General features: G+C 43.3%; 18 protein-coding genes. 9 read left to right on the forward strand and 9 right to left on the reverse strand.

Features of this window, described 5'->3' with window-relative positions:
- Window positions 1-108: 108 nt before the first annotated feature.
- Together L2096_RS04050 and L2096_RS04055 are read left to right on the forward strand one after the other, a co-directional pair.
- Window positions 109-1266: an esterase-like activity of phytase family protein gene (locus L2096_RS04050; protein ID WP_250364919.1), complete on the forward strand. Its 1158-nt coding sequence runs from the start codon at window positions 109-111 to the stop codon at window positions 1264-1266.
- A 145-nt stretch (window positions 1267-1411) separates the two neighbouring features.
- A complete protein-coding gene (locus L2096_RS04055) occupies window positions 1412-1624 on the forward strand; it encodes a DUF1737 domain-containing protein (protein WP_004933879.1) in 213 nt (70 codons plus the stop codon).
- 63 nt (window positions 1625-1687) lie between these two features.
- Here L2096_RS04055 and L2096_RS04060 read toward each other — a convergent pair whose 3' ends face one another.
- The 4 genes from L2096_RS04060 to pyrE all read right to left on the reverse strand — a co-directional run bounded on the left by L2096_RS04060 (window position 1688) and on the right by pyrE (window position 5291).
- Window positions 1688-2179: a flavin reductase gene (locus L2096_RS04060; protein ID WP_048765366.1), complete on the reverse strand. Its 492-nt coding sequence runs from the start codon at window positions 2177-2179 to the stop codon at window positions 1688-1690.
- Window positions 2180-2282: 103 nt separating this feature from the next.
- The gene (locus L2096_RS04065; protein ID WP_055415526.1) at window positions 2283-3311 is read right to left on the reverse strand and encodes a methionine synthase; all 1029 of its coding nucleotides are present in this window, start codon (window positions 3309-3311) and stop codon (window positions 2283-2285) included.
- Window positions 3312-3334: 23 nt separating this feature from the next.
- Window positions 3335-4363 carry a DUF1852 domain-containing protein gene (locus L2096_RS04070; RefSeq protein WP_250364920.1) on the reverse strand — a complete coding sequence of 343 codons (1029 nt, stop codon included), beginning with the start codon at window positions 4361-4363 and terminating at the stop codon, window positions 3335-3337.
- Window positions 4364-4640: 277 nt separating this feature from the next.
- Entirely contained in the window at window positions 4641-5291 is a 651-nt protein-coding gene (gene pyrE / locus L2096_RS04075) for an orotate phosphoribosyltransferase (protein WP_250364921.1), read from the reverse strand.
- A gap of 38 nt (window positions 5292-5329) precedes the next feature.
- Here pyrE and L2096_RS04080 point away from each other — a divergent pair, with 38 nt between their 5' ends.
- On the forward strand, window positions 5330-6151 hold the full coding sequence (locus L2096_RS04080; protein ID WP_076033194.1) for an exodeoxyribonuclease III: 822 nt from the start codon (window positions 5330-5332) through the stop codon (window positions 6149-6151).
- Between the two features lie 461 nt (window positions 6152-6612).
- A complete protein-coding gene (locus L2096_RS04085; RefSeq protein ID WP_039909803.1) occupies window positions 6613-6963 on the forward strand; it encodes an arsenate reductase in 351 nt (116 codons plus the stop codon).
- Window positions 6964-7028: 65 nt separating this feature from the next.
- On the opposite strand, the gene L2096_RS04090 is transcribed toward L2096_RS04085, so the two are convergent.
- Window positions 7029-7466 carry a DUF2147 domain-containing protein gene (locus tag L2096_RS04090; protein WP_004933856.1) on the reverse strand — a complete coding sequence of 146 codons (438 nt, stop codon included), beginning with the start codon at window positions 7464-7466 and terminating at the stop codon, window positions 7029-7031.
- 173 nt (window positions 7467-7639) lie between these two features.
- Here L2096_RS04090 and L2096_RS04095 point away from each other — a divergent pair, with 173 nt between their 5' ends.
- Window positions 7640-8536, forward strand: a complete 897-nt coding sequence (locus tag L2096_RS04095) for an alpha/beta hydrolase (protein ID WP_004933853.1) — start codon at window positions 7640-7642, stop codon at window positions 8534-8536.
- Window positions 8537-8653: 117 nt separating this feature from the next.
- Window positions 8654-9844 carry a GGDEF domain-containing protein gene (locus L2096_RS04100; protein ID WP_151790784.1) on the forward strand — a complete coding sequence of 397 codons (1191 nt, stop codon included), beginning with the start codon at window positions 8654-8656 and terminating at the stop codon, window positions 9842-9844.
- Window positions 9845-9850: 6 nt separating this feature from the next.
- Here L2096_RS04100 and dsbD read toward each other — a convergent pair whose 3' ends face one another.
- The 4 genes from dsbD to L2096_RS04120 all read right to left on the reverse strand — a co-directional run bounded on the left by dsbD (window position 9851) and on the right by L2096_RS04120 (window position 13548).
- Window positions 9851-11674, reverse strand: coding sequence for a protein-disulfide reductase DsbD (gene dsbD, locus L2096_RS04105; RefSeq protein WP_250364922.1), 1824 nt, complete (start codon window positions 11672-11674; stop codon window positions 9851-9853).
- Between the two features lie 21 nt (window positions 11675-11695).
- The gene (locus L2096_RS04110) at window positions 11696-12463 is read right to left on the reverse strand and encodes a transporter (protein WP_004933844.1); all 768 of its coding nucleotides are present in this window, start codon (window positions 12461-12463) and stop codon (window positions 11696-11698) included.
- A gap of 16 nt (window positions 12464-12479) precedes the next feature.
- On the reverse strand, window positions 12480-13022 hold the full coding sequence (locus L2096_RS04115; protein ID WP_250364923.1) for an ankyrin repeat domain-containing protein: 543 nt from the start codon (window positions 13020-13022) through the stop codon (window positions 12480-12482).
- Between the two features lie 178 nt (window positions 13023-13200).
- Window positions 13201-13548 carry an HPF/RaiA family ribosome-associated protein gene (locus tag L2096_RS04120; protein WP_004933837.1) on the reverse strand — a complete coding sequence of 116 codons (348 nt, stop codon included), beginning with the start codon at window positions 13546-13548 and terminating at the stop codon, window positions 13201-13203.
- 259 nt (window positions 13549-13807) lie between these two features.
- Between L2096_RS04120 and puuE the strand changes: the two genes are divergently transcribed.
- The 3 genes from puuE to uraH all read left to right on the forward strand — a co-directional run bounded on the left by puuE (window position 13808) and on the right by uraH (window position 15740).
- The gene (puuE, locus tag L2096_RS04125; RefSeq protein WP_149930691.1) at window positions 13808-14779 is read left to right on the forward strand and encodes an allantoinase PuuE; all 972 of its coding nucleotides are present in this window, start codon (window positions 13808-13810) and stop codon (window positions 14777-14779) included.
- A 137-nt stretch (window positions 14780-14916) separates the two neighbouring features.
- Complete coding sequence (gene uraD / locus L2096_RS04130) at window positions 14917-15420, forward strand: 2-oxo-4-hydroxy-4-carboxy-5-ureidoimidazoline decarboxylase (RefSeq protein ID WP_171063719.1); 504 nt, start codon at window positions 14917-14919, stop codon at window positions 15418-15420.
- A complete protein-coding gene (gene uraH / locus L2096_RS04135) occupies window positions 15417-15740 on the forward strand; it encodes a hydroxyisourate hydrolase (protein ID WP_025095621.1) in 324 nt (107 codons plus the stop codon). The genes uraD and uraH overlap by 4 nt, the downstream gene beginning before the upstream one ends.
- Window positions 15741-15883: the final 143 nt, after the last annotated feature.

A 15883-nucleotide genomic window follows, 5' to 3' on the forward strand; every position in this document is an offset into this window, starting at 1 on the left:
TAGGTTTTTCAAGAAACATATCCTTTTAAACGTGATTCACATTCATTAAATTGACACTGAGTGGATTTAGCTTAAAGCACCTATAACTCATTACTGGGGGCTTTATTCATGCACGCATATTCTCGTCAATTGAGTCGCTTGTGCCTAATCTGTAGCTTAAGTTTTCTATTCATCAGTTGTAAAAATAGCAACTCTCAAAGTAGCACCTCAATCTCTCCCTCTACAGCCAATTCGATCAGTGGGCTACGCTTGATTGGCGACTATAACATTGCTGCCCAAACTCAGTTTAATGGGGTTGAATTTGGAGGAATTTCTGGAATTGATCGAGACAGTGAAGGTCATTATTGGGCGATCTCGGACGATCGTGGTGAAGTCGCGAATCCTCGTGCCTATGTTTTAGATATTGCACTAGATGCCAACCAAATATCATCCATTACCATCAATAAAATGATTTATCTACATGATGAAAATAATCAATTGCATCCGATAGGCCGTAAAACTATCGATCCGGAATCGATACGAATGGCTCAAAATGGTCATGTTTATATCTCAAGTGAAGGGAATTATTCCAGCAACAGCACCGATCTGTACCAACCTTTTATCCGTGAATATAGCTTAGATGGCTCAATTATTAGACAATTTGATATTCCAAAAGCTTTTTATTATCAAGATAATCTGACGCAAGGTGGACGCAGTAATAAATTATTTGAAGCACTGACCTTAACACCCAAAGGAGAATTATTTGCTGCGACAGAAGATGCCTTAATTCAAGATGGACCAATGACCAGCATCAACAATGGTAGTGTCATTCGGTTTTTAAAATTTGATATCAACACAGGACAAAACACAGCGCAATACGCTTATGATATCCCCAAAATTCCAGTAGACAGTCCACCAGAGACCTTTCGACCAGACAATGGTGTTTCAGAAATGCTGGCATTAAGTGAAAATGAATTTTTGGTGATTGAACGTGCATATGCCGATTTGGTAGGCAATACGATTCGAATTGTGAAGGCAACGATTCAGCCAAACACAACTGACGTGCGTCAAATTTCAAGTTTAGTCAATGCTCAATACCAATCTATATCTAAGCAAACACTTCTTGAGCTTCCGATTCAATACAACTCTATCAAAATTGAAAATATTGAAGGCATCAGTTGGGGGCCTACATTGGCCAATGGGCATCGTACACTCATTTTAGTTTCAGACAATAACTTCCAAAATCAAAAAAATACCCAGTTTTTAGCTTTTGAAGTATTGCCTTAAATCAAATGATGCATATCTCTAAAATAAAACGATAACCGCTTAAGTATGTATCGAGATACTGCACTCAGATGCTGGAATCATCTCGCTTGCTTTAGTGACACGACACTGTATCTTGAAACAGTTAATCGAATAGAGCACATATAACATGCAACTTTATCGCTATTTAACCGGTCCAGACGATGCCCAGTTTTGTGCAAGAGTCAGCAAAGCCTTGAATCAGGGCTGGACATTATACGGCGCACCGACCATGACATTTAACGGCACTCAGGTGATTGTAGGGCAAGCTATTACCAAAGAAGTGGATGCCGCTTACGAACCAGAAGCGGATATGCTTGAAACGCTCAAACAACATGCCTAAATTAAAAATGCCTGTCACGAGACAGGCATTTTTTATATTTTAAATCTGTTTTTAAACGGTCATTTACGCCAGCGTTGTTTCACCTACATGATGATAGGCACGGTTGAAATAAACCAAACCTTGCTCATGATGCTGCTGACGAATTGCCACAATCGGACAAATAAAAATGGTGTGTGTGCCCACTTGCTGAATTTGCTCGATTTCACAATCAAAGCTGACCAATGCATCATTTAAAACCGGCGAACCTGTTTCCAGCTCAATCCATTGGCCATGTTGAAAGCGTTCTTCAGGACTAAGCTTCGATGCAAACACCGTCGAGAGCTGCTCATGCTGGGCACCGAGTACATTCACACTCAGGATTTTATTTTTGAGAAAATGCGCGTGAGAGCTGGCAGACTGATTCATGCAAACCAATAAAGTAGGTGGTGTATCGGTCACGCTACACACCGCAGATGCAGTAAATCCGTAGCGCCCTGACATGCCCGCTGTGGTCACAACGCTGACCGCACTGGATAATAACGACATTGCGTTTCGAAAGTCTGTTGCTGCAACCATTCCCATCTTCCTCAATTGAATCCTATGCCCAACAGGCACAGGTCACCGACTGAATTTACTGATTCACCCCAAGGCATTTATATCCCCAGGATGATTAAAACGCTTAGGCTGAAAGTTCACGGCGAATAATTTCGGCACCTGCACTCAGGGCCTGTAATTTACCGCGTGCAACGTGACGTGCGAGTGGAGTCATACCGCAGTTGGTCGATGGATACAATTTATCTGCATCAACAAACTGTAAGGCTTTACGCAAGGTATCTGCCACTTCTTCTGGTGTTTCAACCGTATTGGTTGCAACATCAATTGCACCCACCATGACTTTTTTACCACGGATCAGTTCAATCAGATCCATAGGTACACGTGAATTGTGACATTCAAGTGAGATAATGTCGATCTTTGACTGCTGTAGCTTAGGAAAGGCTTCTTCATACTGACGCCATTCTGAACCAAGCGTTTTCTTCCAGTCTGTATTGGCTTTAATGCCATAACCATAGCAGATATGTACTGCTGTTTCGCATTTAAGGCCTTCAAGCGCACGCTCAAGTGTAGCAACGCCCCAGTCATTGACTTCATCAAAGAATACGTTAAATGCTGGTTCATCGAACTGGATGATGTCTACACCCGCTGCTTCTAATTCTAACGCTTCTTGGTTCAGAATTTTAGCAAATTCCCACGCCAACTTTTCACGGCTCTTATAGTGCGCATCAAATAGGGTATCGATCATGGTCATTGGGCCAGGCAGTGCCCATTTAATTGGTTGTGTGGTTTGCTGACGCAGAAACTTGGCATCTTCTACAAATACCGGCTTCTGGCGTGAAACTGCGCCGACAACCGTTGGTACGCTGGCATCGTAACGGTTACGAATTCGAACCGTTTCACGCTTTTCAAAATCTACGCCATCAAGATGCTCAATAAAGGTGGTCACGAAATGCTGACGCGTTTGTTCACCATCACTGACGATATCAATACCAGCATGTAGCTGCTCTTGCAAAGACACAAGCAATGCGTCACGTTTGCCTTGTACTAGATCATCGCCTTCGAGTTTCCACGGTGACCAAAGTTTTTCAGGTTCTGCAATCCAAGACGGTTTTGGTAAGCTGCCAGCAGTTGATGTCGGTAATACACGTTTCATAATCAATAATCTTCTATCTTAAGTTAAACAGCAGCACAATTTTTTTCAGCGTAAGTCTTTTTATCCGAATGACCTGTTTCTGTGTAAGTTGCAGCCCATTGCGTCAAAATATCTTGGTACGGTTTGATGAAGTGTTCTTCTGTCCACTTGCCTTGTTTGATTGCCAACTGACTACGCTCTTCGCGGTCATACACAATGCGTGTCAATGAGAAATCTTGGTGCTTTAAGCTTGGCTGATAAATTTTTCCAGCGGCTGAGTTGGCATTGTAAATTTCTGGACGATAAATCTTCTGGAAACTTTCCATGGTGCTGATGGTCGCTATCAGCTCAAGATCGGTATAATCACGCAGCAAGTCACCTTGGAAATAAAATGCCAGTGGTGCCACGCTATTTTTTGGCATGAAATAACGGACTTTTAGACCCATTTTGGCAAAATATTCATCGGTCAATGAATAAGCTTCTTGTTGATATTCCACACCGAGTACAGGATGCTCATTGGTTGTGCGGTGATAAGTCTTGGTGTTCGATACGCTTAAGCAAATTACAGGCTGCTTGGCAAAGTTCTGCTTGTAGGCTGCTGAGTTGACAAACGACTTAAAGATTTTACCGTGTAAATCGCCATAATTTTCTGGAATGCTAAACTTTGCCTGATTTTTATTATGTTCCAAGAGCAAAACGCTAAAATCGTAATCCCGAACATACGAAGAAAAGTTATTGCCCACAATACCATCTATACGCTGATTGATTTGATAATCGATGATTGTGGTTTTTAAAATTTCAATCGTTGGAAACGTTTCACCGTTGCCTTCAACATCAATCCCGACCGAAATAATATCGAGTTCTAAGGCGTAACGATCACCATTTGGATTATCCCACTGGGCAAGATCATTGAAACGATTATTGATCATCGTCAATGTATTACGCAGATTCTCTTCACGAGCTTCGCCTCTGGCTAAATTCGCAAAATTGGTGGTAATGCGCGTATTGTCGGCTGGACGATAATTTTCGTCAAAACGAATACTCTTAATCGAAAATTCAAACGCTTTACTCATGGTGATCTGCCCCTATTCTCTATGCAGACAGTTATACCCGAAGCCTTAGATGAATAAAAATGATTTAGTTTCACAGCAAACTGAGTAAAATTCATGTTTAGCCCAATAGCCCCATAAATAAAGGCATTCAGCGATTGGCTAAAATGAATCTAAGGGTTCAATGGACGTTTTTAATGGTGATTTATTCTGCAATCTTGATATTAATGACATTTCAGCGCACGCGATGTAATCGCAAATAAAAAAAGGAAGCCGATGCTTCCTTTTTGATTACTCAATATTAAATGCCGTATTTCAAACGGTAATCTTCCATTTTGGCTAACGCTTGAGTTTCACCTTTGGCTTCAAGATAATTCATTAAATCTTTCATGGTGATCAAGGCATGAACCGGGATCTCAAGCTCTTTTTGAACTTCCTGAATGGCAGAAAGTTCACCTTGCCCTCGCTCTTGACGATCGAGTGCCACCAGCACGCCTGCAATGGTTGCCCCTGCATTTTTTAAAATGGTGACCACTTCACGAATGGCGGTGCCTGCGGTAATTACATCATCGATAATCCAGACCTTTTTACCTTCAACCGCAGCGCCGACCAGCACACCACCTTCACCATGATCTTTGGCTTCTTTACGGTTAAAGCCCCACGGCACACTTTTACCATGCACTTGCGATAATGCCACCGCTGTTGCGGCAACAAACGGAATACCTTTATAGGCAGGGCCAAAAATGACATCGACATGCTGACATTGCATCAATTGATCGGCATAGCCTTGCGCCAGTAGCGACAATGCTTCACCATCGTTTAACAAACCTGCGTTAAAAAAATACGGACTGACACGTCCTGATTTTAAGGTAAACTCACCAAATTTAAGCACACCGCGTGATAACGCGAGTTCGATAAAGGCTTGCGGGTTGAAAGACGATGGCGTTGTCATAGGTGCTCCAGATTCATCAATTGAGGTCAAACTTGCGCATGATACCAAAGGATCAGTATCCAAGTGATGTAAAAATTCTACGAGTCGTTTCAATCAACGTAAATGGCTTACGTGCATCGGTCACCAAAGGCCTACTGGAATGGTTAGAAAAGTCCGAGGCAGACGTGGTATGTATGCAAGAAAGCCGCATCACGCATGCCCAATGGACCGACAAATTTAAACCCGAAGGCTGGTATACGCACCTGTTTCCTGCCGAACGTGCAGGCTATGCAGGTACCGCGATTTATAGCCGTATTCCCTTTCGCGCTGTTCAGGACGGTTTGGGCTTTGAACTGGCTGATTCTCAAGGCCGCTTTATTGCTGCCGAGTTTGATTTGGGCCTCGAACAGCCAGCCTATGTATGCTCCTTGTATCTTCCGTCTGGATCTTCTGGCGATGAAGCACAGGCGCGTAAAGATGTGTTTTTAGAGCAATACGCCCAGATCTTAAAGCAATGGCGCGATGAAAATAAATCGATCATCGTATGTGGTGATTACAACATCGTGCACAAGCGTATCGATATTAAAAACTGGTCGGGCAATCAAAAGTCGTCGGGCTGTTTACCGCACGAACGTGCATGGCTCGATCATATTTATGACGAACTCGGTTATGTCGATACTTTTCGTGAGGTTCGCCCTGAAGCAGAGCTCTACTCGTGGTGGTCAAACCGTGGTCAGGCGCGTGCTAAAAATGTAGGGTGGCGAATTGACTATCATGCGTGTTCCCCAGACTGGAAATCCCGTACCGTCAATGCTTGGGTATATAAAGATGAATGGTTTAGCGACCATGCACCGGTCATTGTGGATTATCAAATTAGCTAATTCAGTGTACATATGTACACTGAATAAACGTCAAAAACCTACATTTGTTGTGGAAATTTAGTATTTTTATTTCATAGGTTTAAGCGCATTATACACACACGGCACAGGGACATGTCAGGATGACAAAGGGATAGGACGCCGTAGGACGAATACGATAACCGGATGGTTATTTCAAGGATGTGACATTGGACGTTGAAATGAGACCCGCATGATCAGGATGATTAAATGCGGGTTTTCTCTATTTAAATATCCAATTTTATTTTTATATCTTCATACTTCTTTTAAATCTATTTAAACACTGTCATGTGTCAATCTTATGACATTTTCAAACTTTTATCTGCATCTTGCTTGTCTGTATTTCTGCAAAGGTTATTCCACGTGATTACAGATTGGCGTTGCACTGGTGCTTTTTAAGATTTTTAGATAGGCTTAAGCGCTTGTGATGAGAAAAGTTGATGATCATGCTGGAAATTTACGGAATCAAAAATTGTAGTTCAATGAAAAAAGCGTTTGATGCACTCGATGCCAACGGCTTGCGTTACACATTTCACGATTATAAAAAGCAAGGTATTGATGCCGAAACCCTCGGTGTGTGGCTAGAAAACATCGGCCCAGAGCTTCTAGTGAATAAAAAAGGCACCACATGGCGCAAACTCAGCCCAGAACAACAACAAGCAGCACTTTCTGATACTGCCACACTGATTCAAACCCTGATTGAGCAGCCAAGTATCATTAAACGTCCGGTTCTCAAAACAGACTCTGGTTTTGTCGTTGGCTTCGATGCCGATACATATGCGGCATTAAAGGGCTAAACCGTTCAAAGCAAACAGCCGAATGACTCATTCGGCTGTTAATACAAATTTATGACTCAATGTAATTAGCTTACACGAACCCATGTCTGGTTACGCCCAAGTGCAGAAATACCGATGTAGCCACGTAAGTTCAGCTTTTTCCCGCCTTCGGCAATCTCACCTTTGAGTCGGTAAGTTTTACCAGTTTTTGGGTCCATGATATTCCCACCGTCATAACTGGTGCCGCCAGTATTCTTCAGGTTGTGAACAATGGTCACGCCTTTAAGCGGTTTATTTTTGTATGGGCCTTCACACTCAGTACAGCCATTTTCTTGGCCTGGTGTAAGCACATTCTGGATGGTACCCGATAAGGTGCCATTTTTTTGCTCGGTAAATTTGACAATCGCTTTGGGTTGGTTGGTTTTATCATCAATGGTTTTCCATACCGTACCATTGAGCGGATCGGCCGCATTTGCCAAAACCGTTGCGCCTAGCAATCCTAATGCCAATGCTATTTTTTTCATTTTTGTCCAATATCCTTGTAGTCTTAACCGACAGTTATAGTATTAAAAACTCACAACAATAATGCAATTTTTGTATGTGACTATTTAGTGTAGCCTTGTTAATCGCAGGGGAAAAAACATATACATTGCGAATAAACTGTAAAAATCTGCAACACCACTATAGGTTGTAAATTATGTGGAAACAATATTTTACCGAAACAATTTTAAAAACCACGATACGAACACCAAGCCGTTTTAGCTTGCCACCCACAACGCTGCGAATTGCACTTGAGCAAATGTGCCGGATTTTTCCCGTGAATAAAACCGTGACCGTGCGTTCAGTGCGCTTGGCGGGCGTTCGTGCCGAGGAAATCAAACCGCAATCGTCTTCGACACAGCTTATTTTTCATATTCACGGCGGTGCCTTTTTTCTGGGAAGCTTAAATACCCACCGTGCCTTTATGACCGATCTGGCAGCGCGCACCCAGATGCAAATTCTGCATGTCGATTATCCACTTTCTCCAGAGGCGCGTTTTCCAGAAGCATTAGATGCCTTATACGATATTTATCATATCTTGCTCGATCAAGGTGTTTTGGCCAAAGATATCATCTTGTCTGGCGATTCTTGTGGTGCAAATCTGGCGCTCGCTCTGGCGCTGCGTTTAAAAGATAATCAGGATCCTTTACCAAGTGGCCTGATTTTAATGTCACCATTTTTAGATCTGACATTGAGTAGTGAATCACTGCGCCTAAATAAAAAGCACGATGCCTTACTCTCAATTGAAGCACTTGAAGCCGGCATTGAATACTATATTGGCTCACGTGTAGCACGTGATGATCCGCGCGTTTCGCCGCTTTTTGCAGATCTGTCAGGTTTGCCACCAACCTTGGTTCAAGTGGGGTCAAAAGAAATCTTGCTTGATGATGCCAAGCGCTTTCGCGATTATGCAAAAGCTGCGCATGTAAAAGTTGATTTCAAACTCTATACCGGCATGTGGCATAACTTCCATATGTTTAATGCATGGTTTGATGATGCCAAACAGGCTATTTCAGATCTTGCCGTATTTGCTCATCAACTTGATCGTGATTAAATGCAAGCTGGCATTTTGCCAGCAGCATTTCAAAAATAATAAGAAGGAATATCTGATACATCATAATAAATGCTATCTTAAACTCTGAAATCTAATAGAAGTCATGGATAATTTGGCATGACAAAAACAAATTCTAGACTTTGGTCTTTCATTTTTAGCATGTATATGAAGAATCCTATTATTAATTGGACGGTTCTTGAAAAATGCAAACTCATCATCCTGCTGTCATCTGGCATGATTTTGAGCTGGATTATCTGGAAGCTTTTTGTACTGCTACATCCAGAGCTATGGAAATATGTAAATATTAGATTAATCAAAATTGACATGTGGGTCTGCAGCCTCACATTGACTCTTTTAATTTTCTTGATGTATCTGTGTCATTATCATGCACATAGAATCTGGATCCAGAAAGTTATTCCTATTGTCACTATTTATCTGTTTGCGCTGATCCTATACCATGGCAGCTATATGACGGGTTCTTTAAGCCCCGCCACCGCAGTAGGGTATATCAGTACAGTGGTCATTGGTTTAATTTTATTTGACCGCTGGCTTATTTATATTACCTTGATTCCAGCGACCTTATTACTGCTCGTAACTGGCTATCTAAGCCTGAAACAATACATTCCCTATGCACCAGTTTTTAATATCGCTGCCCTAAAACCATCACCTGCACAGCATAACTTTTGGGTGGGTAGTATGGTGTTTTTTTCAGTGCCTATCCTGGTTGGCTTTTTTGGTTTATTTGAAATTTTACTTTCTCAATGGCGCGAGCGTGAATATGAAATCAAGCGTCTCAGTCAACTAGATTTTCTGACCAATCTTTTAAATCGTCGTAGCATTAACGAGGCGCTCAATACATTACAGCATGATCACACTCCTCAAAGCTATGCCATTATTTTGCTGGATGTCGATCATTTTAAGCATATTAATGATCAGTATGGACATCACACTGGTGATCAAGTGCTCATTGCAATCGCTGAATGCCTGCGCCAACACTCACGCCAGCAAGACAAAATTGGACGCTTTGGTGGCGAGGAATTTATTGTACTGTTGCCGCAAACCTCGCTTCGCGCAGCACGACAGGTTGCAGAGCGTTATAGACTCGCACTAGAAACGCTGATCATTTCGCCCTCTAAACATCTGCATATTCAGGTCAGTGCCAGCTTTGGTGTCGCAAGTTGCAACGAGGCTGAGGATAGCTCGCAAATTTTAACTCAAGCCGATCAGGCGCTGTATTTGGCCAAAGCCTGTGGTCGAAATCAAGTCAAAAGCTACACGGGTGATATCCAGCAATTTGCACATCATTGATGTGTCTTAACGTTGCGCTTCAAAAGCATGAACCTGTTGCAAAAGTTCATTTTTACTAAAGGCACCAGTCAATCTAAGGCCGCGAATTTCTTTATGCTGACGATCTAAAAACACATAAGTGGGTGGCCCTAAAATTTCCCATTGATTCAGCAATTGCTGATGAGAGGCATCATAACGGCTTAAATCCAGCTTGATCAGATAATACGGCTGAAGAGCGGTCTGTACCTCGACATCTTTTAAAATACGATGCTCGATCGGCTGACACGCCACACACCAGTCGGCATACACATCAATAATCACGGCTTGATTGGCAGGCGCATTTTGCAAGAGCTTCTGAAAGTCTTCAGCCGTATTTGCCACATGCCATGTATTGCTTGAGGCCTGTGTATCGGTGAGCCAACGCTGCGTATGTTGATACTGATCATAAGCGACAAACGGAATCACCAGCAGCAACAGCACCATATATAGCCACTTTAACTGGTCGCGATATTTTACGAGTCGATACACCGCGTAGATGATAAATCCGAGGCCTAACACTAAACTCAACAGCTGAATGATGACATCTGGCAACAAGGGACGAATAAAGTAAATCGCCAGCGCCAGCATAATAAAGGCAAAGATCACCTTGATCTGGTTCATCCAGTCGCCGGCTTTTGGCAAAATTTTGGTGCCCAAAAAGGTGGCAATTAACAGCGGAATGCCCATACCAAAGCCCAGACAGAACAGCAACAACGCGCCGCGAAGCTGGTCTTGGGTTTGGGCAATAAAGAGTAAGGTACCGGCCAACGGTGCCGTCATGCAAGGCCCCACCAACAGGGCAGAAATAATGCCCATCACGGCTGCCCCCACAAGGGTACCGCCTTGTTGTACCGATTGAATCCGATCTAACTTGTTGGTCAATGCTTGTGGTAATTTCAGCTCAAACAAGCCAAATAAATTTAAGGCAAACACCACAAACAACAGGCTAAAACCAATAATGGTGGCCGGTTGCTGTAACCAGCGCTGAAAATTCAGACCCGCAGAAGATGCAATCAATCCCAGTACTGCATACACAGCCGCCATGCTCACCACAAAGGTCAATGCCACAGCCCATGCTTTGAGTCCTTTGCTTTCGCGCACAATCAAGGAGGTCAAAATTGGCAACATCGGTAGTGAACATGGTGTAAATGCAAGTAAGGCCCCCAAGCCCATAAACAACAAAACGGTATAGCCGAGTGAATGCTGTTCAAGTTGCGATGTCCATGCCTGATCTTGTGCCACTGGCGCTGTGCTTGTGGGTTTGCTTGGTGTGGCCGTATCTGCTGCTGTGGCGGTGGTTTCATTTTTTGCAGATGAAAGTCCTGCAAGATCGGTCAGGCGTTTGGGTGCATTCGCAGTTGTATTTTGCGCATTGATCAGACCATCAGCATCGGTTTCAAAATCGAAGGTCTGTGGAGGGTAGCAAATCCGGTCTTTGGCACAGCCCTGCCACGTTACTTGATAGTGCTGTGAAGGTTGAGTGCGAATCGAAAAATGCACCTGATCATAATAAACTTTGGTGTGACCAAAGTTGTCATCGAACTGATCAATCGCCTTCGGTAGTTTCAGGCTGAGCGGTTGATTACCTTGGCGCACCTCAAATTTGTGCTGGTATAAATAATAATTTGGCTGAATATTCCATGACAATTCAGCCTGATCTTGAGAGGTCGATTCAACATTAAACGAAAATGCCTGCTCGGGAGAGAGTAATCCTTCAGCAGCCTGCGCATGTTGCACAAGCATGAAGATCAAGACAATCCATGCACCCAAGCTCGCGGCAATGCTATTTTGTAGTCGAATCGACATCTGCATAAATATTTTTACACCTTAGATTTAAAACAGGTAAGACACACCAAAACCACCGGTGTAACCGCGATCATTACCATTGAGCTGTACACCAACGCTGGCATCAAACTGGGTACGATCATTGAGTGCATAAATCACACCGGTACCTAGACCATATTCATAATCTTGACTTTCGGCTTTACGATACACAAACTCGGAAAACCCTGACCATTTGCCCCCAAACTTATAGCCCAGTGTCGGTACTGCAGTGACCGCCCAGTTGCTGTTTTGAACTTCGTAAAACATGCTGATCGAAGTTTCAAGTAAGTCGCTGTAGTCGTAGGCTACGGTCGAGCCTAGGCTATAAATATCATCATGTGCAGAAAACTCGTCATTGCCTGTAGCAATCACGGCCTGAGCCAATACTGCCATCGTGAGTCGGTCATCGTTCAGATCAATGGCTTTTTTCAAACCCACACTGATATCGCCCAAACCATGGGTTTCATTTTTAACGCCTGCACGTTTGTACTGCGACCAAAATGGCCCCTGCCAGCCCAATTGCAATTCTAAATCTTGCGTCAAACCGGTTCGTAAAAGCACGTCCCCATTGACGGTGGTCACGCGTTCTTTAGCCCCATCGACATTGGCTTCGGTGTAAGAGACCGATGGAAGTCCCTGCTCCCATGCCAATTTCCCCACTGGCGTTATCCCCGTCCCAAAGCCGGTTCCGGGACGATCAAATGAAAATTCAGCCGCAAAACTACTAATGCTGGCCGTTGTACCCAATATAAAAACCAATGTTTGTAATTTTTTCATCGTTTTACCCTGTGTTTTAAGTCAATTCTTTTGACATTTTGGCGCCATGTTGACGCAGTAACTCCAATGTCTGTTTTTCTTCTGTTAATGCTTCAGACCAGTCAATTTCGTCGTAGTCACAATCAAAAAATAAATCACTGATCGATGACAAGATCGTCAGACCTTCTTCATCACGCGTATTCGGATCAACCTTCTCTTCAAGCAGACGCTGTACCACCGGGACACACGCTGAGCTTGCCGCATCCCATAGCGGACCATAGAGCTCCTCTGCATCCCACAAATGTAGATTGGCTTTGGCCTGAATCAGTTCTTCTAAAATATCAAGATGCACTTGAAGCTGTTGCTTCTTTTGCTCTTCAGTGAGTGGTTCACCCGATTCATAGGCTTCGCATACATTTTCCCACCACTGAAACAAGCCGTCACACAGAATCGAAATTGGCGGGCCTTTTTCAAGATCGATGAAATTCGGATCGAGACCTGATGCTAACAGGCGTTCAACCTGTTCAAGGTCTAATTCTTCGATGGCCTGAACAAAGGCTTTTTGTTGGTCTGTTAACATGAGCATCTCACAAAGTTAAAGAGTATAAAAAAAGGTTTGCTGTTATTTTTTCATTTATTAGATACGAATTAAAGCATACTCAGAAAAATACTACTGTTGAATCGTGTAGTCGTCCAATCATACCTGTAAATTGTGATGACATAAAAAAAGCCCTTTCGGGCTTTTTTTAATGACTGACTTATTCTTCGTCAGCAAATTCAACTCGACCACCACGTGTCGGCTCTAGTTTTTCAAAGGTATGTTCAAGATTACGTTTTAGTTTATCAATCGCACCATGAATTGATAGATCGACATTTCTTGCTTTATGGCTCACCGCAATTGGCTTTAAACCTGCCGGACGCGCTTCGATTAAACAGCGAATGTCTTCATCACCACGTTTTTCACCGTTTTCATCGCTCAGATGAACCGAAAAATGGGTAATGCGTTCTGAATGACGTTGAAATTCTTTAGAAAGTTCTGCACGAACATAATCAATTAAACGTTCACTACTTTGGATGTGTTTATCTGTGCGGATTTCAATATTCATAATCCCATCCTCTTTATATCTGTAATTCTATATAACAATCTATGCAAAACTTAATTGGCACGTTTTGAGCATGCTTTAATTTGGTGCTGTTGTATATCAACATTGTGTAATGGCTTGTTATCTCCTTTTATCCATCTGTGAGATGTTGTTTTTGGGTCTTTGAAGATCTTCTCTAACTTCAATATCCGTCTATACTCAAAAATATGCAAGCTGATTTTTTTATTTTTTTCGTCATTTTGATCAAAAAGGATGCATGATTGTGACCGCGTCGTATTTAAGAGGCCAAGACCTCATCGAGCAACTGAACACTACCCCCTACTCTCGCGACTTAATCGGTTATCATGGCCAGCCACCGCATGCCAACTGGCCCAATCAAGCCAAAATTGCCGTACAGTTCGTACTCAACTACGAAGAAGGCGGTGAAAACCATATTGAGCATGGCGATGCCGGTTCAGAGCAGTTTTTATCGGACATTATTGGTGCAGCAAGCTTCCCGTCCAAACATATGTCGATGGATTCGATGTACGAATATGGTGCACGTGCAGGCTTTTGGCGGATTCATCAGGAATTTCAAAAACGTGGCTTACCCATGACCATTTTTGGTGTGGGTATGGCTTTGGCGCGTCATCCGTATATTGTAGACGCGATTAAAAACAGTCCTTACGATGTGGTTTCTCATGGGCAGCGCTGGATTCATTATCAAGATATGGATCTTGAGACTGAGCGCATGTATATGGATCAGGCACTCTCTGTATTAGAAGCGCTCTTTGGCGAAACACCCATCGGTTGGTATACCGGACGCGATAGCCCCAATACGCGTCAGCTCTTGTCGGAGTTCCCACAGATTCAATACGATTGTGACTATTATGGCGATGATCTGCCGTTTTGGACCACGCTGACCCAACCCGACGGCAGCACCCGACCGCACTTAATTATCCCTTACACGCTTGAATCGAATGACATGAAATTTTGCTCACCGGGTGGCTTTAACAGTGGCGAGCAGTTTTTTCAGTATCTCAAAGATGCCTTTGATGTGCTCTATGCTGAAGGTGAAACTGCACCAAAAATGCTCTCTATCGGCATGCATTGCCGCATTTTAGGTCGCCCTGGACGCTTCAAGGCACTACAACGCTTTTTAGATTATGTGCAGTCACATGATCGAGTGTGGATCTGTCGCCGTAACGATATCGCCAAACACTGGTATACGCACCATCCTTATCAGGCACCTTAAAGCGCCTGAAAACATATCTAAATAGACATCATCATTAAATAGATATCTCCATTATTTCGCTTTGGAGATATCTATTCCCAGTGGCATTGTAATTGCTCCATAATCAGGAAGTACCTTTTTGCATATGGATGAAAACAGTGCGTTTTTCTGAATTTAATGCTGCGCCGATCGACGATGCAAAGACCGTGTTGCATGCATGTGTACATATTCCATCATGGACTCAGACACTAAGCCAACAGCGTCCCTATTCATCTCGTGATGAGCTACTGAGCACCGCGGCAAATCAAGCCGAACGCTGGACGTGGCAAGATATTGAAGCAGCGCTGGCGACGCATCCGCGTATCGGTGAAAAGAAAGCCAAGCAAGCGTTGACTGAGCGCGAAGCCGCATTTTCCGATGCAGAGCAATCGGGGGTAAAGCAAGATGAAACCACGCAACGCGCACTTTTTGAAGGCAATATGGCCTATGAAGAAAAGTTTGGTTTTATTTTCTTGATCAAAGCCGCAGGTTTGAGCAGTGACCAAATGCTCAGTGCATTGAACCAGCGTTTGTCGCATGATATCGACACCGAAAAACAAATCGTGCATGAACAGCTTGCAGCGATTGCCCTTTTAAGACTTTCTCAAGGAATTGAGCCATGATCAGCACGCATATTTTAGATACGCATCTGGGTAAACCCGCGCAAAATGTAGATGTCCGTCTCTACGACGCCACCACACGCACGCTGCTGGGCCAAGGCCGAACCGACCAAGATGGCCGTTTAAAAGCATTTGGTTTAACGCAAATAAGCGCTGGCGCCTATTTACTCGAATATGATGTAGCGCCTTATTTTGCACAGAAACAGCTCAAGACTTTTTTCCCCAATGTATTGATTCAGTTCAATATCGAAAACCCGGAAGAGCATTATCATGTGCCACTTTTAATTAGTCCTTTTGCTTACTCGACCTATCGTGGCAGCTAATACAACGCCTTTTTGCGATACGCTCGTTTATCAGTGCCATCATGGCGAGGAACACCTTTAAAACCAGATCATTACAAAGCCAAGGGACTGGCTTTGTATAAACTGCCGAGTTTTAGTGAAAGTTTAAATTCTGCTTTTATTTT

Source organism: Acinetobacter sp. ACZLY 512 (genome assembly GCF_023614015.1).
Classification (GTDB): domain Bacteria; phylum Pseudomonadota; class Gammaproteobacteria; order Pseudomonadales; family Moraxellaceae; genus Acinetobacter; species Acinetobacter soli.